Genomic DNA, 698 nt, shown 5'->3' with positions numbered 1-698 from the left:
CGCAGTCCGTGTCAATACTCTGGCACTGACCAGAAGCCCTGAAGACAATGCCCTGCAACGCAAGTTGCAGGGCATTGTTCGTCATGGGCTATGTACAAGGACAGAGTCGAGACCAGGGCAGCCTGTTCCCGGTGTCGCTGGATGAGCTGATAGGGCCGGAACATGTGTGCCGGGTCATCGCGGCGTTTGTTGCGCGCTTGGACCTTGCTGCTTTGGGCTTTGCGCGGGCTCGTACCAAGGCCACCGGGCGCCCACCGTATGACCCGGCCGATCTGCTGATGCTGTACCTGTACGGCTATCTCAACCGGGTCCGCTCCTCCCGCCGCCTGGAGCGTGAATGCCAGCGCAACGTCGAACTGATGTGGCTGCTGCACCGACTCAGGCCGGATCACAAGACCATCGCGGAGTTCCGCCGCTGCAACGCGCAGCCTCTGCGCCGGGCGGGGGCGGAGTTCGTGCGCTTTTGCGCTGAGGCTGGACTGATACGCGCAGAGTGGGTGGCTGTTGATGGCTCGAAGTTCCAGGCGGTGGCCAGCAGCAAGGCAATCCTGGAGTCGGCGCAAATGGCCGAGTTGCAAGCCAAGCTGGAACAGCGCATTGCACAGTATCTACAGGAGTTGGAGACTGCCGACCAACAGCCGGGAGAGCCCGAAGTCGATGCGCAGGCGCTGCGCGCAGCGCTGATTCGGCTAGAACAA

1 protein-coding gene is annotated in these 698 nt (G+C 62.5%); it reads left to right on the top strand.

The annotated features are described in order from the left end of the window. Positions 1-47 precede the first annotated feature (47 nt). Positions 48-698, top strand: a 651-nt coding sequence (locus OOZ63_RS28935; RefSeq protein ID WP_266009337.1) for a transposase, incomplete at its 3' end; no start/stop codon positions are given.

The organism is Paucibacter sp. PLA-PC-4 (assembly GCF_026241155.1).
GTDB lineage: Bacteria > Pseudomonadota > Gammaproteobacteria > Burkholderiales > Burkholderiaceae_C > Roseateles_E.
This window is presented reverse-complemented; position numbering and strand designations above follow the sequence as displayed.